Annotated in this window: 20 protein-coding genes and 1 pseudogene; 6 read left to right on the top strand and 15 right to left on the bottom strand. The window is 52.7% G+C overall.

Annotated elements, in window-relative coordinates:
* The 3 genes from ACVBEF_RS13730 to ACVBEF_RS13720 all read right to left on the bottom strand — a co-directional run bounded on the left by ACVBEF_RS13730 (window position 1) and on the right by ACVBEF_RS13720 (window position 2,215).
* A complete protein-coding gene (locus tag ACVBEF_RS13730) occupies window positions 1-147 on the bottom strand; it encodes a VF530 family DNA-binding protein (RefSeq protein WP_447124507.1) in 147 nt (48 codons plus the stop codon).
* A gap of 343 nt (window positions 148-490) precedes the next feature.
* Complete coding sequence (locus ACVBEF_RS13725) at window positions 491-691, bottom strand: DUF1653 domain-containing protein (protein ID WP_447124506.1); 201 nt, start codon at window positions 689-691, stop codon at window positions 491-493.
* 30 nt (window positions 692-721) lie between these two features.
* Window positions 722-2,215, bottom strand: coding sequence for an AMP nucleosidase (locus ACVBEF_RS13720; protein ID WP_447124505.1), 1,494 nt, complete (start codon window positions 2,213-2,215; stop codon window positions 722-724).
* 225 nt (window positions 2,216-2,440) lie between these two features.
* Here ACVBEF_RS13720 and ACVBEF_RS13715 point away from each other — a divergent pair, with 225 nt between their 5' ends.
* Window positions 2,441-2,971, top strand: a complete 531-nt coding sequence (locus ACVBEF_RS13715) for an isochorismatase family protein (RefSeq protein ID WP_447124504.1) — start codon at window positions 2,441-2,443, stop codon at window positions 2,969-2,971.
* A gap of 28 nt (window positions 2,972-2,999) precedes the next feature.
* Here ACVBEF_RS13715 and ACVBEF_RS13710 read toward each other — a convergent pair whose 3' ends face one another.
* Window positions 3,000-3,884, bottom strand: a complete 885-nt coding sequence (locus ACVBEF_RS13710; protein ID WP_447124503.1) for a hypothetical protein — start codon at window positions 3,882-3,884, stop codon at window positions 3,000-3,002.
* A gap of 499 nt (window positions 3,885-4,383) precedes the next feature.
* Window positions 4,384-6,023: pseudogene (gene acpA, locus ACVBEF_RS13705) on the bottom strand (acid phosphatase).
* A gap of 182 nt (window positions 6,024-6,205) precedes the next feature.
* Here acpA and ACVBEF_RS13700 point away from each other — a divergent pair.
* Window positions 6,206-7,492: a cytochrome-c peroxidase gene (locus ACVBEF_RS13700; RefSeq protein ID WP_447124502.1), complete on the top strand. Its 1,287-nt coding sequence runs from the start codon at window positions 6,206-6,208 to the stop codon at window positions 7,490-7,492.
* A gap of 75 nt (window positions 7,493-7,567) precedes the next feature.
* A complete protein-coding gene (locus ACVBEF_RS13695) occupies window positions 7,568-7,813 on the top strand; it encodes a DUF1640 domain-containing protein (protein WP_447124501.1) in 246 nt (81 codons plus the stop codon).
* Window positions 7,814-7,901: 88 nt separating this feature from the next.
* Here ACVBEF_RS13695 and ACVBEF_RS13690 read toward each other — a convergent pair whose 3' ends face one another.
* The 5 genes from ACVBEF_RS13690 to ACVBEF_RS13670 form a co-directional block, all read right to left on the bottom strand.
* Window positions 7,902-8,321, bottom strand: a complete 420-nt coding sequence (locus ACVBEF_RS13690) for a hypothetical protein (protein WP_447124500.1) — start codon at window positions 8,319-8,321, stop codon at window positions 7,902-7,904.
* Window positions 8,322-8,623: 302 nt separating this feature from the next.
* Window positions 8,624-10,057, bottom strand: coding sequence for a TolC family protein (locus tag ACVBEF_RS13685; protein ID WP_447124499.1), 1,434 nt, complete (start codon window positions 10,055-10,057; stop codon window positions 8,624-8,626).
* Window positions 10,054-12,177 carry a peptidase domain-containing ABC transporter gene (locus ACVBEF_RS13680; RefSeq protein ID WP_447124498.1) on the bottom strand — a complete coding sequence of 708 codons (2,124 nt, stop codon included), beginning with the start codon at window positions 12,175-12,177 and terminating at the stop codon, window positions 10,054-10,056. Before ACVBEF_RS13680 ends, ACVBEF_RS13685 begins: the two co-directional genes overlap by 4 nt.
* Before the next feature lie 175 nt (window positions 12,178-12,352).
* A complete protein-coding gene (locus ACVBEF_RS13675) occupies window positions 12,353-13,615 on the bottom strand; it encodes an HlyD family secretion protein (protein ID WP_447124497.1) in 1,263 nt (420 codons plus the stop codon).
* 161 nt (window positions 13,616-13,776) lie between these two features.
* On the bottom strand, window positions 13,777-13,926 hold the full coding sequence (locus ACVBEF_RS13670; RefSeq protein ID WP_447124496.1) for a hypothetical protein: 150 nt from the start codon (window positions 13,924-13,926) through the stop codon (window positions 13,777-13,779).
* Window positions 13,927-14,371: 445 nt separating this feature from the next.
* Here ACVBEF_RS13670 and ACVBEF_RS13665 point away from each other — a divergent pair, with 445 nt between their 5' ends.
* Entirely contained in the window at window positions 14,372-15,292 is a 921-nt protein-coding gene (locus tag ACVBEF_RS13665) for an SHOCT domain-containing protein (RefSeq protein ID WP_447124495.1), read from the top strand.
* On the opposite strand, the gene ACVBEF_RS13660 is transcribed toward ACVBEF_RS13665, so the two are convergent.
* Window positions 15,293-16,252 carry an alpha/beta fold hydrolase gene (locus tag ACVBEF_RS13660; RefSeq protein WP_447124494.1) on the bottom strand — a complete coding sequence of 320 codons (960 nt, stop codon included), beginning with the start codon at window positions 16,250-16,252 and terminating at the stop codon, window positions 15,293-15,295.
* Between the two features lie 269 nt (window positions 16,253-16,521).
* Window positions 16,522-17,205, bottom strand: a complete 684-nt coding sequence (locus tag ACVBEF_RS13655) for a glutathione S-transferase family protein (RefSeq protein WP_447124493.1) — start codon at window positions 17,203-17,205, stop codon at window positions 16,522-16,524.
* Between the two features lie 347 nt (window positions 17,206-17,552).
* Between ACVBEF_RS13655 and ACVBEF_RS13650 the strand changes: the two genes are divergently transcribed.
* On the top strand, window positions 17,553-18,797 hold the full coding sequence (locus tag ACVBEF_RS13650) for a polyhydroxyalkanoate depolymerase (RefSeq protein WP_447124492.1): 1,245 nt from the start codon (window positions 17,553-17,555) through the stop codon (window positions 18,795-18,797).
* A 211-nt stretch (window positions 18,798-19,008) separates the two neighbouring features.
* On the opposite strand, the gene ACVBEF_RS13645 is transcribed toward ACVBEF_RS13650, so the two are convergent.
* Window positions 19,009-20,186, bottom strand: a protein-coding gene (locus ACVBEF_RS13645) for an IS3 family transposase (protein ID WP_447122149.1) whose coding sequence is annotated in 2 segments (ribosomal slippage) — window positions 19,009-19,919 and window positions 19,919-20,186 — 1,179 coding nt in all. Because the reading frame shifts where the segments join, the coding sequence is not laid out codon by codon here.
* A gap of 73 nt (window positions 20,187-20,259) precedes the next feature.
* Window positions 20,260-20,499 (bottom strand): hypothetical protein, encoded by a 240-nt coding sequence (locus ACVBEF_RS13640; protein ID WP_447124491.1) that lies wholly within the window; start codon window positions 20,497-20,499, stop codon window positions 20,260-20,262.
* A 384-nt stretch (window positions 20,500-20,883) separates the two neighbouring features.
* Here ACVBEF_RS13640 and ACVBEF_RS13635 point away from each other — a divergent pair, with 384 nt between their 5' ends.
* Window positions 20,884-26,463: an Ig-like domain repeat protein gene (locus ACVBEF_RS13635; protein ID WP_447124490.1), complete on the top strand. Its 5,580-nt coding sequence runs from the start codon at window positions 20,884-20,886 to the stop codon at window positions 26,461-26,463.
* A gap of 63 nt (window positions 26,464-26,526) precedes the next feature.
* Here the strand turns inward: ACVBEF_RS13635 and ACVBEF_RS13630 are convergent.
* Window positions 26,527-26,730: hypothetical protein (locus ACVBEF_RS13630; protein ID WP_447124489.1), on the bottom strand; the 204-nt coding region annotated here is incomplete at its 5' end.

Here is a 26,730-nt window from a genome sequence, read left to right as displayed (position 1 = left end):
CTAGTAATACGTCAGTACCCTCTTGCATCTGTTCGATAATCGACAAGCGCGAAGTAATCGCTCCCAGCCGTAGTGATCGACTAGTGCAATCAAGATGTTTTCAAGCGTGATTCCGTGTAGTGAGTTGTGAGGTTTTTCTTGGGGCATGGCTACTTGTGCTCTGTTGATACTCTGTTGAACGCGTGATTTGATCGCCAATATCATAGGCATACTCAATGCACTTTAAGCATGTTGCAAGCCTATCATTATTCCAATTGCAGAACATATTTGTGACCAGACCAACCGGGCGCTAGTCTACTTTGCCACTACGGCACTGTGTCCGATAACTGCTGCAAAAATATGAAAATGGGCGAATTATAATTTACCGACCAACAACGCTGACAGCTTGTTAACACATAGAGAAATAGAAAATTTATACCGCATTTTGGCAAGTAAAAATGCCTGTTAATCAATATCCTGACAAGATAATTTGTCAGGATATTGACGTGCATTATTTCCCGCCATCCATCGCTACAAAACGCTGCGTTATTTTTCCGTCGTGTTCGATTTTTTCAAAAAAAACATGGCGAGGCCGCGTCCAGATCGTGCCATTAGCAGCGCGATACACCATCATCGTCACCGTCGGATCAGACTCCAGCGTGGCCTCACAAATCAGGTCGTAAATACCGCCTTTAAAATGCCGATATTGCATCAGCGCTCCTTTTTCAAATAGAAGAATCATTTATCGAAATGCCGGCTCACTAAAACTACGCAACTTACGACTATGGATTTGCTCAACGCCTTGATGACGCAACAATTCCAACGCCCTGATCCCGATTTTAAGATGCTGATTCACACGCTGTTCATAAAACCGATTCGCCATTCCCGGCAATTTTATTTCGCCGTGCAACGGTTTATCGGACACACATAACAACGTCCCATACGGCACCCGGAATCGGAAACCATTCGCCGCCACCGTCGCACTTTCCATATCGAGCGCGATAGTGCGGCTCTGATTAAAGCGCAACAACGGCACGCGATGGTCGCGCAACTCCCAGTTTCTATCATCGACCGAGGCCACAGTGCCGGTGCGCATAATGCGCTTAAGCTCATAGCCTTCCAACTGCGTGATATGCGCCACCGCATCCTGCAACGCCAACTGCACTTCAGCTAACGCCGGGATCGGCACCCACAACGGCAAATCATCATCCAGTACATGATCGTCACGCACATACGCATGCGCCAGCACGTAATCGCCCATCCGCTGCGACGCCGCCAAACCCGCGCAATGCCCCAACATAATCCAGCCATGCGGACGCAAAACAGCGACGTGATCAGTAATCGTTTTCGCGTTAGACGGACCGACTCCAATATTCACCAACGTAATGCCAGTACCATCGGCGCGCTGCAAATGGTAAGCCGGCATTTGCGGTTGACGTGCAGGCGCGATACCGGTGATCGCCCGGTCTGTCGGCAAGTCATCCAGATTCGCATTCCACGTTGTCAGATCGCCCGGCTCGACAAACGCGGTGTATTGCTGGCGATATGTACGCTCCTCAGGGTCGCTGGTGGCCTGCATCAACTCGCGTCCCATGCGGATAAATTCATCCACATAAAACGCATAGTTAGTAAACAACACGTACCGCTGAAAACGGTCCGGCGACGTTGCCGTGTAATGCTTCAAACGATGCAGCGAATAATCGATACGCGGCGCGGTGAACAAGGCCAGCGGATGCGGTTCGCCCGGCTGCTCCTGATAGGTCCCGTTAGCGATCCGGTCATCCATCGCCGCCAGATCAGGCAAGTCAAAAATATCCGGCAGATGGCGCAGATGTTCCGGGTCCAGATTGCCCTCAACATGGATCCCTTCAGAAAACGCAAAATGCACCGGAATCGGCAACTCACTGACGCCAATTTCCAGCGGCACGTCGTGATTGTCGCGTAACAATTTGAATTGACTGACCAGATAATTGCTAAATAAGGACGGACGCGTCAGCGTGGCCTGATAGACCCCGGGACCGGCCACAAAACCGAATGATTGACGGGTATCGGCCCGAGTATTGATTTCAGTCGTAATACGCACAAACGGATAACAAGCGCGCACGCGTCCGGGCAAAACCTCACCGCTCGAAAACCGCTTAAAAGCCTCGCGCAATAACGCGGTGTTGTGGTCGTAGATTGCGCACACCCGCTCAACGGCGGCTTGCGGATCAGTGAATTTTTCAGTTGGAAACATCGCTTCTCCGTAGAAAGTGAAACAGGGAAAATGACAAGAAGATGAATTGAATACGCCGCACAACCAAACGTCGGCGATTCGATCAAGTGGTGTTTTTTATTCTACTGGCAATGCTGACAATCTGACAGCAACATCAACAAGTGCGATTTTTTAGTTCCTGTGAGTTGATGGCGAGCTATCGGCGCATACTGCCCAAGACAGACACAGCCAAAACAGGAGCCCGCCATGCGCATCGATGCCGAACAATCCACCCTGCTGCTCATCGATTTTCAATCCCGCTTAATGCCCGCGATATCTCAGGGCTATCAGGTCACCGCACAAGCAGTACGGCTAGGCCACATCGCCAAATTATTCAGCGTACCGATCATCGGCACCGAGCAAAGTCCCGTCAAATTAGGCGGTACAGAAGCGGCCATCCAGCAATTGTGCGAGAAAACCATCAGCAAAGTGCATTTCAATGCCTGTACCGACGGCTTGCCCGATGCGCTGCCAAAGAACAGGCGAGAACTCATCATCGCTGGTTGCGAAGCGCATATCTGCGTGTTGCAAACCGCACTCGGATTGCTGGCACTTGATTACGTAGTCAGAATTGTGGTTGACGCTGTCGGTTCACGCCACCAAAGCGACCGCGAGACAGCATTGACGCGCCTGCAACAAGCAGGCGCAGAATTGGTTACCGTGGAGATGGTGGCCTACGAATGGACAGGCCACAGCGAACATCCAGCTTTTCGTCAGGTATTACGTTTGATTAAATGACGTGACCAGGAGCCTGAAGTAGCTCCCATCAAGATCCGCCAAAAAACTCACGCATCAAAAACGCCTGCAACGCCGCGCCATCCGTTTCGCGTGCAGAGAGCTCAACCACCCGTCCCAGACGTTGCGAATCCCACGAAAAATTACCCGGATAGCGCTTCCGGATGAGCGCAATCATGCTCTTGATGATGGCAGCATTGACGTCGCCATCAACGCCCGCATCGACCGTAATTAACTGCCGTCGATTTTCCCGCGCCGTCCCGCCCCAGCCGCGAAACGCATACTGCGCAATCCGCGGCCCTTTATTCATGATCTGAAATACCCCGCCGCCGCCCTCGCTTTGTTGATTCAGAAACTGGATATTCGCCTTGGCAATCGCATTGTCAGCCGGGCCTTTATTGGCTTGCACTGCACCCGGATCAGGATCGGGACGCCCCTCGGCTTCCGCCTCAGCCCGCCTGCGTTCACGCGCAGCATTGAGCATGCTGCTCATATCCATCTCTGGCGGTGCAGGCTTGATCTCCGGCGCAGTTGCCTGCAATGGTGACGGCGCAGGTGAAATGGGTATCGTAGCCATCGGCTTTGCCGGACGGCGCACGACAACTTTAGGCGGTGGCGGTTTTGCGGCTTTAGGAGGACGCACCACCGGCTTAGGCGGCTGGGTAGACTTCGGTGGTGGCACAGAAATCGCCGTAGAAGGGGTCGGCGGCGGCTTTAAAAAAGTCACTACCAACGGTGCCGGATCTTTGTTCGCAGGTGCCGTCACAGGCGGACGCACTTCATCAATCTGAGACCACAACAGCGCAAACAGGCCAATATGCAGCAAAATCGAGACCGCAATACCCATCACAGTCTTGCGCCGTGCGCGTGCTCGTTGCGTCAGAGACCGATTCAATTGCATTGTTTTTTTAGGCATTTTACCGATGACAGCCAGACCGTCATGGTCCCAACTGATGTTATCTGAAGCGATTGAATGAATTCGTAAGCCGGATTCTAAACAATCCATCAGAATTGTTCACGCTAAATTACAAAACGTCAGGTGTTTAGTGGCTGGCAAAACGCAAAGTTATTTCCTTATGGCAATAACACCTCAAAGTTCTCCTGCCAAATACAACACATCGGCACAATGCCGATGTGTTTTTTGCTGAGACGGAGCAGGAAAACCGGCAATGACGTACAGAGTAAACATTCTTGGTTATGCCAAGATTGATTATCGGGAAATCAGGAGTGGGGGGATGAAATTTATCGTGATCCATAAAAATTGCCCATCAATGGCTTTACCCGCCAAGGCATCAAGGATGGGCAGTTACACACATTCTTTTACAGGCTCAAAGGGACTAGCCGCCGGTCTACCACAGGCAAGCCTCCACGGAGTAGCTACCGTTTCAACAACCAACGACCAAAACAACCACACCCTACTCCTGCGGCACCAACATCAACGCCCCACTCAAATCCCCCATCCCCATTCCCCATGCGCCACCAACCCCTTATCGCGTTCAACCAGCCCCTCCAACTCCACCAACCCAAAGCGCCGCGTAATAAACCGCAAAATCGACCCGGTATCGTACTGCGTATGATCCACAAACCCCTTCCGCACATACGGCGAGATCAATATCGCAGGCAACCGTGTCCCCGGCCCCCAACGGTCACCCTCAGGTGGCGCAACATGATCCCAAAACCCGCCATTTTCATCATAGGTCACCACAATAAGCATGTGCTTCCACTGCGGACTAGCTTGCAACCGAGCAATTACATCCGCAATATGCGCATCCCCATCAGCCACGCTGGCATACCCCGCATGCTGATTCAGATTACCTTGCGGCTTATAAAACGCCACCGGTGGTAATGTTCCCGCCGCCGCATCCTGCAAAAACGACGCATCAAAATCCTTCAGATGCGCGGCCCGTTGCGCAGCGCCAGCCGACGTCGCCGGATCGAAACGTCCGTAATAATTAAACGGCTGATGATGCGTCTGAAACTGCGTTTTACCCGCATAGATCACCTTACGAGGCGCGTTCGACGCATCGGCCAACGCCGCGTTCCAGCCCCCCGAATACCAGGCCCAATCGACGCCCTTGGCAGACAACGCGTCGCCGATAGTGGTCTGCGTTTGCGCAGGCAAAGTCGTCGCTTTGCCTGCGTCGGCATACGCCGCATTCGCACCGACCGCATTCCCGCTCGGCTGATACAGCGGCTGCATAGTATTGACCGCATAAAACATCCCCGACGCATCCTTGGGCGTGAGCGTGCTGTCACGCAGATACACCGGCGCGCCGCTCAACACTGAGGCCGGGTTACCGGTCCCGGGCGTGAGCCGTATTAGCTTCCCATTGGCATCGACATCAATGGCCGAAATACTGCCCTTGGCGGGTGAGGTCGCCGCATCTGCATTCGGATACGTCGGTGCGCAAGCGCAAATCAGATATTGATGATTGAGGAAAGACCCGCCAAATGCGCCCATGAAAAAACGATCGGCCAAGGTATATTGGCTGGCGATTTTCCATAGCTGCATTTTGCTGCCATCGTAATAGCCCATGCTGAGGGCCCCAGCGTCGGAATACGCCGCAAAATGATCGTTTTTGCCGCCATCGATTTGCATCTGATTATTGTAAAAACGATGCACCAGATCACGCGTTACTTCGGCCTGATCCATATGCACCGGACTATTCGCGGCATCAATCTCAAACGGCTGGTTAGGCAAACCGGCTGACTGCGATTGCGTAATCACATGACTTTGCCCAGCCGACGTCATCCCACCCCAGGTCGGCGGCAAGACCGGCAAAACATTGCCATCGAAATCTTTTTGCGCAACATAGGCCGAGCGTGAAGTCGGATTGACGCCCGGTATGCCATCGGCACCGGGATACAAACCGTATAAATTATCGAAGCCACGGTTTTCGGCAAAGATCACGACGACGTTGTTGATGTTATCGATGTTGCTTAGCGCCCTGGCATTGTTGACCGGAGGCAAACCGCTACAAGCAGTCAATGCCAACGATATTGCCGCCATCAGCGGTAACAGCTTGCGTTTCTGAAACGCATTTTTATTATTCATAAATTCTCCAAAACGCCGCCAAAACGGCAAAATTGCGATGCTATGCCCAGAATATGTCAACCGTATGAAACAGCATAGTCCCGGGGCAACAATATGCGCATAAAATCCCCTCATCCAACGCAATACTCCGAGCGTAATACGTCATCGCTCAGTCATACACACATGCTAGCTTGCTGACCACCATGCAAAAAAACGCCACAACATCCTTATTCAAATCGCTGGCGACCCAATTACTGCACGGCATCGTCCTACTCGGCATGCACAGCGCCACAGCAGCAATCACCGAGTCCACCGACAACGCACCAACACCCGCCTGGCGCGGCGCAGCCTACGCCCCCACGCCCAGCAAACAACCGTCCTCAGCCGCCATGACCGCGCTAGGTCGCAGCATGTTTTTCGATCCATCCCTATCCGGCTCCGGCAACATATCTTGCGCTAGTTGCCACAGCCCGGCGCACGCGTTCGGCCCGCCGAATAATCTGGCGGTGCAATTAGGCGGCAAAAAAATGAAAACCTTAGGCACCCGCGCCGTCCCCTCCCTGCGTTATCTGCAAACCGTCCCGGCATTTACCGAACATTTCCATGAAAACGATGGCGACGACAGCATCGATGCCGGTCCGACCGGTGGCCACAATTGGGATGGGCGCGCATCGTCGGCGCACGATCAGGCGCGGATCCCGTTGCTAGCGATCAACGAAATGGCCAACGCCACGCCAGCCGAGGTCGTCGCCAAGCTCAAAAAATCCCCCTACGCAGCCCAGTTTCGGCAAACCTTCGGCGCGGATATTTTTAACAATCAAGAGAATGCATTCAAGTCGGCGCTGATGGCCCTGGAAGTTTTTCAGGAAAGCCCGGCAGACTTTTATCCTTACGACAGCAAATACGACGCCTTTTTACGCCATCAAATCGCGCTGAGCAAACAGGAGTTGCGCGGTCTGGCCCTCTTCAACGATCCGGCCAAAGGCAATTGCGCCGCCTGCCACATCAGCGAGATCAGCCCGAATGGCGCTTTTCCGCAATTTACTGATTACGGCTTGATCGCCATCGGCGTGCCGCGCAACAAAACCATTCCCGCCAACCGCGATCCGGCCTTTTTCGACATGGGCCTGTGCGGCCCCGACCGCACCGATCTGCGCGACAAAACAGACTATTGCGGCCTGTTCAAAACCCCGTCCCTGCGCAACGTTGCCACGCGTAAAGTGTTTTTTCACAATGGCGGATTCGATAGTCTGGAACAGGTTTTACGCTTCTATGCACAGCGCGATACGCAACCGCAAAAATGGTACCCACGCGGCAAGAATGGCGTGATTCGGAAGTTCGATGATCTGCCAACGCAATATCATGACAACGTCAATATGGAAGCCCCATTTGACCGCAAACAGGGTGACGATCCGGCACTGACAGAAAGCGACATTACAGACGTGATCGTCTTTTTGAAGACGCTTAATGATGGGTTTAAAGTCCCTTAAAGCGTGTTGTCCATACGATTTTCAGTGCCTCATAATCACGTCAAATATAATCTCCACCAACAGGAGAGAGCCGCGATGACAACCGTTACATTTGACACACATCAATTCATTAAAAAACTTGAAGCCGCCGGACTACCGGAAGCACAGGCAGAAGCTATTTCCGAAGCCATTACCAGCGCGTCAGAAAATGCAGACACCATCACGAGAAAAGATCTGAAAATAGAACTCGCACCAATTAAGAATGAATTAACACTAGTCAAATGGATGCTTGGCATCATCGTCGCAGGCCTAGCAGCACTGGTACTCAAATCTTTTTTCTAGCCCGCCATAGAGCGCACTACAATGCGCTTGCAATCACTTCCGGCAAGTCTTCAAGACAAACAACTGTTTCAATTACCTCCAAAACGACTTATTCAGGTCGCCCACTCACAGCCCCTTTCATCGCCTGCATATATCCCGGGCCATGCGCATTAATCCACGCGATCTCTCGCTCCGCATAATCTCGCAACATCAACGACGCCCCCATCATAAGACCGTGCAAGGCTTCAACTTGCCCCGCGCTGATCGGCGGCAACCTGGCATCAGAGTTGGCTCTCGCCGGGTCGCCCGGAGAGTGGTGTGCGTTTGATCCGACGAGGTCCAGACAGGCGTGAATGCCGTGGCAAACATCGGAGGTGATGGCGGCAAAATCGGCAAGAGGGAAATGCTTGGCCTCGGCATTGATCCAGCTAAACGATTGGTGAGGAGATTGTTTTGAGTCGGCTGCGTTGGTATCGGTTTGAGTACCAGCTTTGGTATCGGCGGTTTTATCCGTGTTTTTATCAGACATCGTGCGTTCCTTTAGCTCGGTTGAACTTCCCGTTTGAAGAACGGGGGTGGGCGACAAATGACGGAGTTGAAAGACTGGGGAAGTATCAAAGCCAGCAAGCCACGAGGGCTTCACCGTCACCGTCGCCCATAAAGGACGAACGTAAATCCCAGACCGCATTGCACGGTCCGGGACACTTCCATCAGGCTTTCAAACCTGTATTCCTATGAGAGGAACGGATGACACAATAACGCCACTCAAAACGCAGGTCAACCGCTAATTATTGCCCTCACGTCGTTTGATCAATTTCAGCCCAAAAAACCCTACAGCGCCTCCACCCGCAAGCGCGCCAGACTGGCCGCCAGCCGCAGCCGTGCTGTCTGCCAGTGCGTCAGGGTGATAATGCGCTGCTGCTCGGCGCTCGATAAATCGGTTTGCGCTTTCAACAATTCGAGGATATTGCCGACCCCGGCTTTGTATCTTCCTTGCGCCACATCGAAGGACTCTCTGGCACTCTGCACCAAGACCTTGATGGCCGTCATATTCTCCGTTTCCGTGCGCAAGGCCTGATCGCTGTTCCAGACTTCTAGCGTAACTTTCTGTTCAATATCGGCCAGATCGGCCTCCCGACTTTCGGCCTGCGCTTCGGCGCTGCGCACTTTATAGCTGGTGCTCAAGCCATCCGTTAAGGGGATATTAATTTGTATCCCGATGCTGCGGCTGCTGACAGTTTGCCTGGAAGAAACCTGACTAATCGGCGTGTCGCTGCGGTCGGTATTGCCGACCAGCGCCAGCGTGGGCCGCCCTTCTGCACGGGCTGCAACAATCTTCGCCTGCGCCGCTTTCAACTGCGCTTTGGCAGCCAGAATCTTGGGATGGGTCTGTATCGCCTCGGCAATCAAGGACTCGATTGCTTGCTGAAATAAGGGCGCATCGGTATCGGTCGCCGTCTCTGCCAGCGCGGCCAATGGCAACGGTGTATTGGGCTGCAATCCCATCAGAATCGCCAGCGCGCCAAGTGCGCTGTGCAGATCGCCATCGGCTTGCACGCGCTTGAGCGTCGCCTGTGCATAGGCCGTCTGCGCTTGCAACTGATCGGCTAGCGCCCCCGCACCGGCTACATGCTTTGCCTGCGCCACCGTAAAACTATGTTGCGCCGCCTGCTCTGCATCGACCATCGCAACAAGCAAGGCCTGCGCTGCCTGCGCGGCATAAAAAGCCTGCACGGTATGGAGAAATACCGTTTGCAATGCATCGTCTTGCGTCGCATTGGCGGCATTGAGTAACTGACGCGCGCTCTCCAGATTGGCGGCGCGCAGGCCGAAGTCATACAGGACCCAACTCAGATTAATATTCTTGTCGCTGCTACGGGTGTTGAGGTAACTATCAAACTGCGGAAAACCCGGAATATCGGTCTGTTTCATCACCCGCGCCAGACTGCCGCCAGCGCTTAAGTTTGGTAAATAAGCAGCTTGCGCCACCCCAACCGCTGCCGCCTGCGCTTTGATATTGGCCCAGCTCAGCCGTGTTTGCGGGTTGCGGCACAGCGCCCTTTCTACCGCATCGAGCAAACTCAGCGGTGCTGTCAGCGCGGCACTGAGTTGGCAAATACTATTGCCAGCCGGATTGGCAGACATGGCGCTGGCGGTATTGAATGGATCGTTCAAAAAGTCATGCACACCGTTGTCTGCACATGCAGGCTGCATGCCGCTTAACAGGGCCAGGATCAAAGCGATTCCTGTCAGCAAATAGTTCATGCCGCAGTTTCTTCTTCAACGACGGCAGCAACAATTTTTCCACCCTCCAACACAATCACGCGATCCGCCGACGCAATTGTCTGCGGCCTGTGGGCGACGATCACGCGGGTCATCTGTAACGATTGGATAGCCGTATTGACCAGTGATTCACGCGCGATATCGAGATGGCTGGTGGCCTCATCGAGAAACAAAATCTGCGGACGCTTATACAACGCCCGCGCCAGTAATACCCGCTGCTTTTGTCCGCCCGAGAGCACCGTGCCCATATCACCCACCAGTGTGTTGTAACCCATCGTCATGGCGCTGACATCGGCATGAATGGCGGCCAGACTGGCGCATTCGGTAATCCACGCGTGATCAGCCGAGGGATCGAAAAAACTAATATTGTCGGCAATCGATCCCGCAAACAAGACATCATCCTGCAACACCGTGCCGACCATTTTCCGCAAGCGATCCAGCCCCACATGCTCGATGCTGTGTTCGCCGATCAAGACCTCACCTTCGGTCGGCGTCAACACGCCTAGCAAGACATTGATCAAGGTGGTTTTGCCGCCGCCCGAGGGGCCAACGATGGCGACCGATTCGCCGGGTGCAATCTTGAAGGAAACACCATCCAGAATATTGGCCTCCGACGCGCTATAGCGAAAATGTAAATTGCGCACTTCCAGACTTGCTGGCAACGCATCGGCATGCACATCATCATTGCGTCCATGAGTTTCTTCCGGCGCATGCATGACAATATCGGCCAGCCGCTCGCCTTGCAGTTGCAGCATGTTGACTTCCACAAATTTATCGATGAGCGAACTCACACGGGTATCGAACTGCCCTTTATAGGCATTAAACGCCATCAATACGCCGACCGTAAAATTGCCATCCATGACCAGTTTTGCGCCCAGCCAGATGATCAGAATATTTTCAAGACCGAACAAAATGCCATTGAGGGACTTGTATAACAAACTCAGTTGTTGGGTGCGCAGATCGGCATTGATTTGGTCCACCAACAAACTCAGCCAACTGCTGCGGCGTTCATCCTGACGCTGAAATAGCTTGATCGTTTTAACGCCACGGATGGTTTCCAAAAAATGGGTTTGCTGCTTGGCGGCATGGATAATTTGTTCTTCGGTGGCCCGCCGCAAGGGCGCAAACCAGACCCAGCGACCCAGCCCGTATAACAGCATCGCGCCAATCGCCACCCACGCCAGCATCGGGCTGTAGATAAACATCAGTATCAAGGTGACGACCGTCATCAAGCCGTCAAGAATGGCCTCCATGAACGAGGTGGTCAGCGTGCGCTGTATGGTGCCGATGGACGCAAAGCGCGACACCACGTCACCCAAATGGCGCTTCTGAAAATACGCCACCGGCAAGCGCAACAGATGCGTAAATACGTTGGCCTGCCATTGCACGCTGAGCGTCGTGCCCATATACATCAGCACCCAACTGCGCACGATGCCGACACCTTGCTGCATCAGCATCAACAGGCCAAAGCCGAGCGCTAACGTGGTCAACAGATCGCGGTCGGCTGAGACTAGTACATTGTCGATGACCCATTGCAGAAAAAACGGACTCACCAGCGTAAACACTTCCAACGCCAGCGAGAGCAATAAAATCTGGCCGAAGGAGCGATACAAACCCGTCACGCGCCCCAGCAAACTACGCAAGCGCACGGTTTGCTTTTCTTCTACTGGTTTAAAGCCCGGATCAGGCCATAACTCCAACGCCACCCCGGTAAAAGAAGACCCGACCACATCGTAGCTGTGCTGGCGCACGCCAAGCGCCGGATCACAGATGGTAATCGAGCGTGCGCCGACCGCTTGCAGCACCACAAAATGGTTGAAATTCCAATGCAAAATGCAGGGCAATTTCAGCGCACTCAAACTGTCGAGATCGAGCTTTAAGGGCCGTGTTCCCAGCCCTAACTGGCTGGCGATACGCATCAAATCGCGCATCGTGGCACCCTTAAGCGAGATCGGAAAACGTCGCCGTAGCGTGCTTAAGTCGGTGCGATAACCATGAAACCCGGCCACCATGCCGATGCAGGCCAGCCCGCATTCGGTCGCCTCGGTTTGCAGGATGAGCGGCAGTTTTGCACTGAGGCCAAAAGAGAGTCGGTCAAGCATTATTTATCTTCACTCAGTAGTCCGTTTTGACATTTGCATACGAAAAAACCGTTCGTACTGAGTAGCCCGACAGGGCGTATCGAAGTAGTTACATACGTTGGTGCATCTTCGATACGGCACTGCGTGCCTACTCAGTCCGAACGGGTTTAGGGTGCTTGCACCAGACATTGATCCATCACAGCTTGCCACCCAAGCTATATAACGGCTCCAATACCCATTCATACAAATGCAATTTTTCTTGTTGAATATCGGCCTCCAGCAGCATCCCTGCTTGCAGCGCCTGCGCACGTCCATAGACCGGAATAGTTTGTGCGTTCAGTGCCACACTGATCCGGTACAGCGGCTCGCTGCTGTTGGCCGTGCCATTATTTCCTGCCGCCGACCCGCCCAATTCATTACCCGGCAACGCCGTTTTGGATACGGATTCAACCGTCCCTTTTTGATGCCGGAATTGTTGATAGGGATAGGCCTGATAACGAATCAGCACCGTGTCGCCCGGCTGCACAAACCCGACCGCCCGACTCGGCGCATACAGCTCAGCGCGCAAGACCGCGCCGCCAGGCACTATGCTGACCAAGGCATGATTGCTATCGACCGACTGCCCGACCTCGGCCATCACCGCCGTCGCAATTCCCGCTTGCGGCGCCGTAATCACCAGACGGCGCCTGGCCTCGCTTTCGCTCAGCTCTTCGTCAGCGCTACTCAAGGCACGCTCGCTCTGGGCTAGTTGACTCTGCTGTTTAAAAGCCAATTCGCGCAGCTCGGTTTGCTGCGCCGACAACTCGCGCGCCACACCAATTCGATCACGCTCCAGAGCTTGTTGGCGATTCTGTTGATCGAGTAACTCTTCTTGTTTTTGCTGTAATTGCTCAGCCGAGATGTAGTCCTGCTGCATCAGGCCCAAATAGCGCTGCAAAGTCTGTTGCGCCAGCGTGACGCGATCACGCTGGCCGGCAATCTGGCTCGTCAATTTGTCGCGCTCGCTTTGCAGCCCGGCGAGCTTATTCTGCAAACCGCTGCGCTCATCGGCATGCAGCAACCCGGCCTGCCGGATGTCATCGCGCAAGCTGGCCTGACGCTGGGCTACCTGCGCACTGATAGCGGCCTGCGTCGCGCCCTGCGTGCTGCTCTGGCGCTCGCTTGAGAGCACAAACAACACATCGCCGACGTTGACTTGCTGGCCCTCGTTGACATGTTTTTCGATCACGATGCCGGTTTGCGGGACATAAACTTTGACCAGCCCGGTGTCGGGCACCAATTGACCGCCAACGGTACTGTGTTTGGTGTACGTGGCAAAGCGCAGAAAGGCGCACACTATCAGCGCTAGCAGCACCGCAATTGATGTCAGGAGAGAAAAAGAAAGTGGGCGGATCAGAACGATATCACCCAGCCATTTGGTCTGTTGCGCTGCGCGGGCTTGCTCACGGAATAGGGCCATGTTGGTTTTGTTTTGGCGGCCAGCGGTGGGTGATGTGGATTGACGATATCGATTTAATACGGGATTTAAAATACGCCTGATCGGGACGGATCAGACGTATTGTGTAAAGTCAGCGTTCATCGCATACCGAGTCATGCGACTAGAGTCGCTAGCATTTAAACTTACACTATGGTGAAAAGATCTCCTGCAAGGCTTTCGACACCTTTGGCGATAAAACCAATTTGAATCAAACTATCGTCTATCAGCCCGTCCCCTCCAGAAATAATATCCAAGGCACTGTCATCAATAATTTCCATTTCTTGCTTGATCATGTTAACCACCTTTATGTTGATTAATTAAGCAATAACCCACTGCACACATGTACCGACTGATTAGTCATGCGCATGGACAGTTGAGCCGCATATTCCAACCGCACGCGGTACAGAATATTCTGTATCTTAGCGATGCCATTTTTTATTTCAATAGGGAAATACCTCTACTATTTTTCAACATTCAAAATCCAAACTTACCAGACACATCTTGAAAAAAGTATTTCCTCAGCGCACATTTATTGATTTTTTGCCCTGTTCTTTAGCAAAATTGATACAAAAACTTCACCACTGTTGACGACTTATGATGCAGCGCAATAAGATATTGGCAATAATGTAAAACCTTGCAATACAAGATATTTCTGCCCTCCCCCAGCCCGCCGACAATCTGGCACATCCACCGCGATAGCAACCCCTCTGTAGACATCCCACCGATAGGAAAACCACCATGCAACAACTCTCTCCAGCTGGACAACAGGTCATCGAAGAGATCGCCAGACGCCACGGATTTAGCGTGGACGCGGTCTTGAGCATGCTGACGTCGGTCATCAACGGCAACGGCAGCATGGCGCAATTTAATCATCAGGAATTCAGCGGCTCGGGCCAGTGGATGCAGGGCGGGATGACGATGGTGTCGGATATGTTTAACAACTATCTTAAAAACCGTGTCGATAGCCTGTGCTCTGAACTGGCGCGGTTGGTGGCGAATCAGCCTGATTTACTGCGCAGCGGGAGTTTTCAGTCGCAAAGTCAGGGCGGGTCGCAAAATACTATCCAGCAGCAACACAACAATAGTGGCGCACAGTTTCAGGGCGGTAATGCGCCGCCAGATCACTCAGCGAGCTTATTTGTCCCGCCAGCACCGGGCACGTCTGCCGACTGGTGGCCTGCTGATTTGCGCTGGCCCAATAGTACTGGGGTACAAAACGATGTGCGCTATGCCTACTTTGCGCAGGCGCGTCGTCTGGTCATTGAGGTGCATGGCAAGGTGACGGTGTACGACACGCTGGACCATCAGATCGGCGGTTTTTCGCAGCAACAATCGTATGGCGGCTCGCTCAGTTTTAACAGTCAGTACGGCTTGATTGACGTGGGCAGTTTGCCGGTGGTGTCGATTGATGGCGTGGCGCAAACAAAGGCCAGCGGCAATACGAATGGGTTTGCGCCGGTTGATAATCCGCAGACTCAGGTATCTGCTAATGAAGCACCGCTCGTCGCTCCCGTAGTTGCGCAGCAATCCGGCAATCCTGCCCGGGCAGAGTCGGACATCTTCGTGATGATCGAAAAACTGGCTGATTTACGTGGTCGGGGACTGCTCAGCGATGACGAGTTTGCCAGCAAGAAAACGGAATTATTGGCTCGGCTGTAATCATCCACATCGCGCAAAATCGCCATCTTCGGCGAAGCAATTGAGCGCATCCAGCAATGCCTTCGCCATTGTCGGATGAAATGGATCATGGCCTGCCCCGGGCAGGATGCTTAAACAGCTTACTGCGATCCGCGCGTGCAGGCTGATCGCATTTTCAGGGTTGCATATCAGATCATGTGCGCCGTGCAATAGGGCGACCGGAAAACCGCTTACATCGGCTGCAGCCTGAAGCAAATCAGCGCTATTGAGAAAACAATTGTGGCGCAGGTAATGCGCCTGAATCCGGTAGCGGGCGACCAGTTTCTCGATGTCCGTCGCAGGAATGGCGACTCCGATATCCGGCTGCTCCAGCCTTTGCTCATACAGATGCCACGCTTGCGCCAGCGCTGCTGTGTGTGGACTATCGGCGGCTAATGTATCGGCAAGATAGCGCAGAAAATGCGCTCTTTCAGATGCCGGTGCATGGCTGGCAAAGGCGTGCCACGCAGCACTGGCCGAGGCAGGATCGGGCTGGAAAAAACGATCAATATCGCCGCGCCCGGCAAGAAAAGGCGCACGCAATACTAAGCCTTGCAAAGACAAGGGATGGCGTTGCGCAAATGCCAACGCCAGACAAGCACCCCACGAGCCGCCGCCTAACAGAATCTTACCGAGGCCGAGGTGCCGGCGCAGGCCTTCAATATCCTCGATCAGACGCCCGGTATCGTTGTATTCAGTGGAGCCGCTCGGTGTACTCAGGCCGCAGCCGCGCTGATCGCACAGCACCAGCCGATAGCGTGCCGGATCGGCAAACATTTGATGCCGCACGCTGCTGGCACTACCCGGGCCGCCATGCAGCCACAGTAGCGGGATGCCATCGGGGTTGCCATATTGGGCGTACCAGAGGCGATGGCCGTGGCCTACGTCTAGATCGTCTTGGTGAAAAGGGCTTTGGAGGGGGAAGAAAGAGGAGGATGGCATGGCTGCCATTTTAGCGGTCAGCCTTGTAATTAGTGGAACTAATAAAATCGTGTTGACGCATACATTTGCAAAGACCATAAACCCCGTTCGGACTGAGTAAGCACGCAGTGCTGTATCGAAGATGCGCCAACGCATGCAACTACTTCGATACGCCCTAAAGGGCTACTCAGTACGAACGGAATTTTTAAATTCAAATATCAAAACACCCTAGTTCCACCAATTACAAGATAGACGGTGGAGTCTGCCATCCCGTGCACTCACCCAAAACGTCAGAATTCCATGTCCAGCTCTTCGATGTCGTCCGGCTCCTCCTTCGCGGCTGCTATCCATTCTTGCAGTTCCGGCATAGCCATAATGCGTGCGCAATAGGCGCTGCAGAGCGGGTCTAGCTTGACGTCGTAGGTTAAAAAGCGGGTCACGACAGGGGCGAACATGGCGTCGGCCATGCTGCGTTCGCCAAACAAAAAAGGACCGCCATAGGTCCTCAGACATTCGGTCCAGATTGCGGTGATGCGATCGATATCGGCTTCGGCGCGTGACCAGACTTTGAAGTTGGGAAAATGTGCTTTCAGATTCATCGGCAGCGAGGAGCGCAAGGCGCTAAAGCCGGAGTGCATTTCGCCACAGATCGAGCGGCAATGCGCACGGGCAATCACATCGTGGGGCAATAATCCGACCTGAGGACAGATTTCGTTGAGATATTCGCCGATTGCCAGCGTGTCCCACACCGCGACCTTGCCGTGATCGAGACGCGGCACCCGGATCGAGGACGACAGCAGCAACATTTCGGCACGCACGTCAGGGTCATCGGGCGAGATAACCTTTTCCTCAAACGACAGGCCTGCAAACTTGGTCATCAACCAGCCGCGTAGCGACCATGATGCGTAATTTTTGCTGGTAATGCTGAGCGTTGTTGCAACGGTCTCAGACGTGGCAGGGGTAGTTTTAGGCATGACGATCGCTCTCTTTGAATGATTGTGTTGGTATGCGGAAATATTGGTATAAATAGTTTTCATCTCGGGCTGACTTTAGAGGCCTAAATGCAGTACTCTCAGCAATCATTGCAAAGGTCGTGCCAGACTTGCACTACAGGCTATCTGCCCCCAATTATTTGGCATGCATATTGCATTGGCATGATTATGCAAAATATTCACAGTAAAATGCTTGCCATATAGCAATAATACGAACAACAAAAACAGTCATCAGTTGCACAGTAAAGAGAGCACAACATCGCTGGCCGCATTTGCGTAAGTCCTGTATTTCACCATACATGCCGAGACCCCAATTACAAGGTAGAACCATGAATAAGCTTTACCAAACCTATCAAAGCTATGCCGACTTTACCGATCCGCTGCGTGCATTGGCTCGTGCAACTGCGCCGTTCATGGGCTTTACCTGGCCGGGATTTCCGCAAAGCTTACTCATGCGCAAGATGATGGCCGCCCTGGAAGTGTTCTCGCACACACAGGTCACCCACAAGCGTCCGCCGTTTGCGATTGATAGTGTTGAGGACAATGGACGCACTCTTGAGGTGCGTGAAGAGATCGCTGACCAGACACCGTTCTGCACTTTGGTGCGTTTTCATAAAATCAATGCAGGGTCGCAGCCGCGCGTACTGGTAGTGGCGCCAATGTCGGGGCATTTTGCGACACTGTTGCGCGATACCGTGCGTACGCTCATGCAAGACCATGACGTCTATATCACCGACTGGCATAACGCCCGCGATGTCTCGCTCGACAATGGTCGTTTCGGGTTCGATGAGTATGTTGCGCACGTTATCCGCTTTCAGGAAATCCTCGGCCCCGGCGCGCATATGGTGGCCGTTTGCCAACCGACCGTACCAGCCCTCGCTGCTGTTGCGCTCATGGCGACAGACGCTAACCCTGCGCAACCGAGCACGTTGACGCTGATGGCCGGGCCGATTGATACGCGCATCAATCCTACTGGCGTTAATGCGCTGGCACAAAGCAAACCGATTGCATGGTTTGAAAAGAATCTGGTGAGCGCTGTTCCGGCACGCTTTGAAGGTGGCGGTCGTCAGGTCTATCCGGGCTTTTTACAACTGTCGGCCTTCATGCAGATGAATCTGCCGCGGCATGTAGATGCGTTTCGCAATCTTTACAATCATCTGACCGACGGCGACCTTAAAAAGGCGGCTGTGACGACCAATTTTTACGAAGAGTATTTCGCCATGTGCGATATGCCAGCTGAGTTTTATCTGGAAACTGTGAAGAGCGTTTTTCAGGAGCATGATTTGCCGCTTGGCAAGCTCAAAGTATTGGGTCGCACGATTGATCTGGCGGCTATTCGGAGCACTGCTCTGTTTACGGTAGAAGGCGAGAAGGACGACATTTGTGCAGTCGGTCAGACCTTGGCGGCGCAAGATTTATGTACTGGCTTACGGCCTTACATGAAATTGCATCATGTACAAACCGGGGTTGGGCACTATGGGGTCTTTAGCGGGCGGCGCTGGAGTAATGAAATCTATCCGCGTCTGCGGGACTTTATTCATATGCATGGGCAGACGCAGAAGAAAGCGGCTTAGGTTGATTTCGATTGTCGGTAATTGGGGCTGTTAGTGCTCCGTTGTTGCTTGTCGGGGGCGGCCCGACAGCCGGTCACTTTTTCTTGCTTCGCCAAGAAAAAGTGACCAAAAAGAAGGCGACCGCAGGTGCTGCTGCCGCTTCGCGGTCCCCAAATTTTCAGCCGCCAGCCGGGTCTGAGGACCAACTCCCCTTCGGCTCAAACTGTGGTGGTCAAGTAATTTCGGACACAACAATAGGTTTTTTTTCTGCCATTTTTCGCTCGTAGGCGACGGGCGACAGATTTCCCAATACTGAATTGAATCGCTCGGTGTTATAGAACCCGACAATGTAAGCAGTAATGTCTTTGCTAGCCTCCGCGTGGTTGGCATATTGGCGTTGCCAGACGCGTTCCATCTTGAGATTGAGGAAGAAGCGTTCAGCAACGGCATTGTCCCAGCAGTTTGCACGGCGGCTCATACTGCAAACAAAGCCATGTTCATCGAGAAGGCCCTGGTAGAGCTGGCTGGCATATTGGCTGCCGCGATCGGAATGGACAATTAGCCCGGAGGCTGGTTGTCGTTGCGCAATCGCCATGTTCAGAGCAGCACAAACCAGTTCTGCTGGCATGCTCGGAGCCATCGCCCAACCGACTATTTTGCGTGCGAACAAATCCAGGACGATGGCCAGATACAGCCACCCGGCACCAGTACGGATGTAGGTAATATCAGTGACATACGCCAAGTCTGGTGCAGCAGGATTGAACTGCCGGTTGAGGATATTAGCGGCTACTGGCAAGTTATGTTTGCTGTCTGTTGTGTGGATAAACTTACGTTTCCAAACGGGTTTTAAGCTGGCTCGGCGCATCAGGCTACGTATCTTGTAGCGACCGATCACAAAGCCTTGATTCCTCATTGCGGTGACCAACCGACGACTGCCATAGCTTTGATGGCTGGCCATAAAAGCAGCCTTCAGGTGAACGCTTGTTTTACACAAAACCGGTTTAGCAGCACGATGCTGTGCCTCGTAATAGCCAGAACGACTCACGCTCAGGACGCGGCAGCAGTGTTTTACCGGGAAGGCCTTCTCTTGCAGTTGACGAATGAGTTGATAGCTCATTTCATTTCCCGGGCAAAGAAGGCCGATGCTTTTTTTAAGATATCAACATCCTGGCGAAGTTGGCGATTATCGTTTTCTAATTGTCGTATCCGTTGCTGCTCGGAGGTCAGCGGTAATCCTATCCCCGGCTTGCCGTTCTGCTCAGCGCCGTACTGCGTTACCCAACGACGAATTGCTGTGGTGCCTATGTTCATACTGGCGCTGACATGTTGAATACTCAGGCCTTGTTCTTTGATCATCCGCACGACTTCCAGCTTCAGGCTGCTGTCGTAATTCTTATGTTGCTTTGACATTTATATTTCCTCAGTTGATGGATTATCCACCCATTGAGGTGTCCGGAAAAATTAGACCACAGCAAACATGTCCTCAGCCTGATCCGTCTGGCGGCTGAAAATTTGGCAGCATCACATGACGGGGTAGGTCAACTGCCACTTCAACTGCCACTTCAACGACCACTTCAAAAGCAACTTCAACTGTGGCTGCGCCTGCAACTTCAAGAACAACTTCAACTGTGGCTGCGCCTGTAACTTCAAAAGCGACTTCAACTGTGGCTGCGCCTGCAACCTCAGTAGAGCCCGCCCCACTTATCTTGATCGTGCAAACCACGTAAGTTCCGCCCTCTCTCCTCTTTGTCGTTCGTTTGTGGCACGTTCAACACGCGTCATCTTGCCGGCTCTCCCTATGACAATAAGACATTTTTAGGTAAAACCCCATATCAACCGACCGTGCGCGAAGGCAACATGTGTGACGGCGTGCAGATGCAGTATCAGATCCATTTTTCCTCTTCCCATACCAGTGCCAACCAAACCGACGCTCACGTTCTCAAGCCGATATCCGAACAAACACGTCCGCGAATGGGGGAGTGATCACCAGTCAATTGCAGGAGCATTCGGTCTCTGGCTGGGACTACAGAGCGCGTATCTGTGCGCCGGGAACACACACGATAAAAACAAATTTTTAGCCATAACGTGGCATTTTTTGGATAACACAATGATACAGAACCAATTATTCCTTTTTGTGATGTTGATGGTGCGCTGCTGTGCTGCACTTACAAGCGTTGCGCGTACGCTCACGTGGGTTGCTATAAGAAAAAAGATAACCGGCACAGTAGTCAGCGTGCTGTTGCTGTGTTGTGCGCCGCAATCGTTGGCTGATGTTGGATGGATGGGAGGTTTTCCGGATGAAGCGAATGTGGGGGAAGAGGTATCTGTAAGAGCCTACGCAAATGCCAAATCAAATGAATGGTGCGCTATATATTTTGATCATAGTAGTAGTCACTCGGCCTACTCAGATGACAAGTCCACTTGTGCGAACAGCGGAATAACTGGTAAGTACACACACCACATTCCCGATGTAGTGGTCAACGTCCAGATCTGGGAAAATGCATTTTGGGGTAACTCGCACCTCAACAAACCAATGAAAATAAGGCCACTCAGTGGCAACTTCTCCTCCGCTGAAGTCGATACAGAAATAAAGGGAAGAGTGACGCTTAAAGGTGTCACGAAAGGCAATGGCGCAACTAGCTACGACGTACGGAACGAACATAATGAGGCGCTTAATAAAACCATTTCAAGCGACTCAGTCATCATAAATAACCTGACGCCGGGCGAGCATACACTTCAACTTCATGTCTTTTACAACGACCTTCATGGAAAAATAGTCAAAGAAGAAAAAGTACGTGTACTCGGCGGGAATTTCCAGGCTTGGGCTGAGAATGGTCGTGCACGCACTAAAGGTCATGTTCAAGGCGGCGCCGATGAGCTTCGTATCTATCGAAACGGTAGCCACTTTAAGACGGTAACCAACTTCACTACCAATGGCACGTTAAGTGAATACGATTTTATTCTTACTAATTTACCGGGTGGGGTAAGCAACCTTAAAGCCTATGCCTACAAGGGGAGTCAATGGCTTACTATTGGATCCACACAGGTCACATTGCCACCCGACAAACCAGCTACGCCGGATAGACCGACTTGGGTCAGCCCGGCCGCTGGTACATATGACCCATCTGGCCCTTCCTTAAAAATCAGCGGAAAAGTCTCCTACGGCGTTGATACCGTCAGCGTACGGTCACGTCTAGCCACAGCCGACAATAGCGGCTCATGGGAATACGAGCAGGCTCGCTCAGTTTCTACTTCTAACGGTGTTTTTAACAACTTGGCTGTTGAGAACAGCAAACAATGGGAAGCAGGTAAATCTTATGAAGTGGCATTCGACTCTAAACGAGGGACCAGCGACTGGTCAGCGTGGTCGGATGTGCGCCATTTTAGCGTGCCAGCCCCAAAGCCGCCTAAACCAACCTGGATCAGTCCCGGGCATAACACGTCGTATCAGCCATCTGACACCAATCCTTTAAAAATCAGCGGACGAACCATCCAGGGGGTTTATCTGGCCAGCGTATCGACAAGGACTTTTAACGGCACCGACACTTGGGCAGAGGTGTCTGAAAATGTGACCGTTGGCGCAGATAATACTTTTAGTGGCGTCCCGGTTAGAGCCAGCACGAAATGGGAAGCTGGCAAAAGTTACGAGGTACGGTTCGATGTCAGAAACAGTGCCGGATATTCTGTATTTTCGGATGTACGGAAATTTAATGTCCCACGCGGTGCGCCGGGTAAGCCGACGTTGACCAAGCCTACGGAGCGCACCTGGAAAGCATCCAGCGACAATCCCTTAATCATTAGCGGGCAGAGCGACGCCGACTTTAATAGACTCAATGTACGTATAAAAAGTGACGGCAGATGGTCAGACTATGCGTACCAGACAGTATCGGTTGGCGCTGACGGTATTTTCGAAGATATTGAAATTGAGGAAAGCAAGACATGGGAAAAAGGTAAAAAATACACCATTCAACTAACTGCTACCCGGGACCTTCTGAACTCTGTCCCTTCAGATGAATATGAGTTTGAAGTACCACAGGAAAAGCCGGGCAAACCAACCTGGATCAGTCCTGGGAACAACACGCCACAAAAACCAACCAGCACCAATCCCTTAGCAATTAGCGGCCAGACAATCCCGGGGGTAACCAAGGTCAACGTACAGACAAAGGCGGTGATTGACGGCAGTTGGTCAGCCTCGGAGGAGCACACTGTGATAGTTGGCACTAACGGTATTTTCAATGACGTCCATGTCGAGGCAAGCAAATCATGGGATCAAGGAAAAGATTACGAAGTGCGATTCGAAGTGAGCAATGGTCTACGGTCTGAGTGGTCGGAGACACGGAAGTTTAACGTCCCATACTACGGCAGGCCGGGTACACCGACGTTGACCACTCCAGCCGATCGCATTTGGGAAGCCTCTGCTACCAATCCTTTAATCATCGGTGGACTGACTGACCCCGGTGTTACTCAGATCTTCACACGGACAAAAGCTGTTGGCGATGCCAACTGGCTACGATCTGATTCGTACCCGGTAACAGTTGGGGATAACGGTATTTTCAATAATATTGCCGTCAGAAGAACTGATGCATGGGAAAAAGGCAAAAAGTACATCGTTCAAATAACTGCTTCACGGGATACGCTACTTGCGCCCTGGTCAGTTGATTATGTGTTTTATGTCCCACACGACACGCCCGTTAAGCCCACCTGGATCAGCCCGGGTAATGGTAGTTGGCTACAACCATCTTCCGCCAATCCCTTAACCATCAGCGGACAAACTGTCACCGGCGTTAATAAGGTTCAGGTACGGACAAGTCTCCTTGGTGAGAGTTGGGCGAGTGATGTCACGCACGATGTGACAGTTGACGATAACGACAGATTTAATGACCTCGAGATTGCAGCCAGCAAGACCTGGGAAAATGGTAAAGCTTACGAAATCGAATTCCGTGTTGAACGTGATGGTAAACAATCGGCCTGGTCCGACAGATATACGCTCAACGTAGGACGCGATAAACCCGATACACCGACCTGGCTCAGTCCGGCGCATGGCAGCTGGCAAGAGCCAACTGCGAGCACTGCCTTAATGTTCAGCGCACAGACCGTCGCTGGCGTCAATAAGGTCGAGATACAGGTCAGAGCGCCAGGTGAAAGTTGGTCCGCCTCGCAGATGCATTCCGTCACAGCTATTGCCAATAGCCGAGTGACAAACGTCCCGATTGAAGCCAGCAAGACCTGGAAAAGTGGGAGCAATTACGAGGTCCGATTCCGTGTTGAGCGCGATCGTCGCCCATCTGAATGGTCCGATGTCCGCTTGTTTAAAGTCCCACGCGACAAGCCCGAAACGCCGACCTGGCTCAGTCCGGATCATGGCAGCTGGCAAAAGTCATCTGCCAGCACGGCCTTAACGTTCAGCGGACAGACCGTCGCTGGTGTCAATAAGGTCGAGATACAGGTCCGAGCGCCAGGTGAAAGTTGGTCCGCCTCGCAAATGTATCCCGTCACAGTTGTTGCCAATAGCAGGGTGACGAACGTCCCGATTGAGGCCAGCAAGACCTGGAAAAACGGGAGCGATTACGAAGTCCGATTCCGTGTTGAGCGCGATGATCGGCCATCTGAATGGTCGGTTGTACGCTTGTTTAAAGTCCCACGCGAAATCCCGGCTACGCCGAGCTGGATCAGTCCGACTGCCGGCAGTTGGCAAAAGCCATCTGCCAGCGCGCCCCTAACCTTTAATGGTCGGAGTATCGAAGGCGTCAATAAGGTCGAAGTACGGACCAAAGTGAGCGGCGAGGACAATTGGACAGCCACGGAGAGTCACTCTGTGCCAGTTGGTGCTGATCAAATGGTGAAGGACATCCCGATTGCGGCCAGTAAGAGCTGGGAAAACGGCAAGATTTACACCGTCGAATTCCGTGTTGAGCGCGATGCTCAGCAGTCTGGATGGGCGAGCCGTGACTTTAAAATTGATACAACGCCACCAAGCATTGTGTGGGCCACAGGGACAGACCCGATGGTCGGCCACGCCAGTCCGGGCAAACCATTTGCGGTCAAAGTGGACGTCAGCGATGCGCTCAGCGGCGTCGATCCAGCGACAGTTAAATTGCGCTGGAAAATAGGCGCTGGCAATTGGTCGAGTGATGCGGTCATGGAAGAAGGCACCGGAAACCGTTATACGGCCCAAATAGAGATTCCGGCAATGACACAAAATGATCAACCGCTCACGCTACAGGTGAAAGCCACCGATCGCGCAGGCAATGTGCTCAGCTACGACGACAAGCATCAACATATCGTTAGCGTAAGCAAACCCGTAGTGAGCATAACTCCGCGGTCAAATCGTTGGCACAACGGCGGCAAAATTAAAATCAGCGGCGAGGCGAAGGCAGCCGCTGAAATGGTCAGAATAACCATAGGGCAAAGTAAAAAAACTTCAGGCGGCTATGGTCATTGGCATGATCTTTGTAACAGCAAGGAAACTTGCCGCACGCCGAATAACGTTTATAGCTTTAATGACGTTGAATATAAACATAATCTTTGGTCAGCAGACGTCAACATTGTTTTGTGGGCTGTCGATATCAACGGCATCGAAACGTACTCCACTGCGAATGGTGCGCGGGACGGCGACGGAGAGTTTTTGCAATACGACGGCAAGGCGCCAGAGATTGCACTGGCAACTGCAAAATGGCATGCCGATGGCAGTCTCACGGTCAGCGGCACAGTCAGCGATGATGCATCGGGGCTGGGTGCACAGGGCGATGGAAAAAAGGCGATTGTATTGCGCTGGCAGGCCGGTGGAGGTGGTCAGCACACCGTTGATGCCAGTGGTACCGGCGTCGGTGGCGCGGTGAATTTTTCGCATACCTTTGCAGCGGGTGTTTTTCCCACGAGTAGCGGAGTGACATTTTCGGTAACTGCCAGCGACCGGGCCGGCAACATCAGCACGGCAACAGAAGTCGCGGTGATTTCACCGATACCGAAATTAACCCTGAGCGTAAAGCAGTTGCAAACACCGCGTCACGCATGGTTTGCCAATGAAACGCTGGTCTATCGCTTGACGCTGGAGGTGGGTGAAGATTCTGTCTGTGCGACCAACAGTCATCTGAGTTACGCGTTGCCACCCCAGTTGCAAAGGCAACCCAATACGTCTCTTGTGCTGGGCGTGAGTACCCCCACCGTGGGGTGCACTCTCAACTCGGGATGGGGTGAGTTCGGTCGTAAAAATTTGCTGGCTGCTGGTGGCAAGCTCTGTGCGGGACAATCATTGACCGTTGACATACCGCTGGTCATCACGGCCAACGCGAGCGGAGAAACTATCGTGAATCACATTGAGGCCACCGCACAAGGATTAACCGAGCTAATTAAAATCGTACAAACAGACAGTTTTACGGTCATGCCAGAGCAAGGCGCACTGCGATTTGAAAAAAAGGTCGATAAGGACACCGCAGTGTCGGGCGAGGATCTGACCTACACCATCATCTTTAGCAATCGTTCAGAACAACATCTGACCATGCACGAGATCATCGATAACGTTGCTGCTTACACGCGCTTGCAAGGGATGGTTGAATGCGGTGTGATGCCCGCCGGATTACGTTGCACACCGATAGCATCGACTCAGGGTGCGCTGAGGTGGGAGTTCAGCGGTGAGCTCGCTCCTGGAAAATCTGGTCAGGTGACTTATAAGGTGCGGATTCAATGATGATGCTTTTGAACTTGAAGACGGCTGTGTGACCGTTGTATGTAGATATGTTTTATTCGGTCATCAAATAGATAACGCGGTTAGCGCTCCGCAGAGACGCTGCCCCTGACGGGGCAGGTCAACGGTAACGGCAACGTCAAAAACAGCAGCCTTTTTTGTGATGTGTTTTCTCGCTAAATTAGCAATGAAGCGGTTGACGTTGTAGTTGTTTTTGACCTTGCAGGCGCAGCCACAGTTGCCGTTGTTTTTGAAGTTGCAGTTGCAGTT

This window comes from Glaciimonas sp. GG7 (assembly GCF_052976905.1).
Note: the sequence above shows the minus strand (reverse complement) of the source record. Positions and strands in the feature narration are given on the sequence as shown.